Raw genomic sequence first — 457 nt, 5'->3', positions numbered from 1 at the left:
TATGGTCAATTATAAGGTCCAGGTATTGGAGGGAGGAGAATTCCCGACCGAGGATGCCTATGTGGAACACTATCAAAAAATGTTTTACAAGTATACCAATATGGACGAAAGGGATTGCTATATAGAGTTTCCCCTAGAGGCGTTCCAGTGCCGAGAGTTTATTGATCAGTTTGATATCGGCTTGCCATCGACACTGCGAACCTATGGTTTGGAGACAAAGCAAATGACACCAAACTTTGTTGCGATAAAAGAATTCCTTGAAAAAAGATTTAATTTGCTGGTAGATGATACAGACGAAAACAATCCGTTGATTTACATTCCTAAACGACAGAGTTCTTCACGCTAGCTTTTGGGAATTTCTATGAATACTGGTGCAAAGAAAAAAATATTAGGGTAAACCATTTATCTGTCTCTTATACACATCTCCGAGCCCACGAGACAGTACTCATGATCTCGT

Annotated in this window: 1 protein-coding gene; it reads left to right on the top strand. The window is 39.8% G+C overall.

Going from position 1 to position 457, the window contains the following annotated elements:
* On the top strand, positions 1 to 346 hold a 346-nt coding region (locus JHD69_RS20375; RefSeq protein ID WP_233166135.1), incomplete at its 5' end, for a hypothetical protein.
* Between the last annotated feature and the right edge of the window lie 111 nt (positions 347 to 457).

Origin of the sequence: Pedobacter sp. ASV12 (assembly GCF_016429155.1) — a bacterium.
GTDB lineage: Bacteria > Bacteroidota > Bacteroidia > Sphingobacteriales > Sphingobacteriaceae > Pedobacter.
This window is presented reverse-complemented; position numbering and strand designations above follow the sequence as displayed.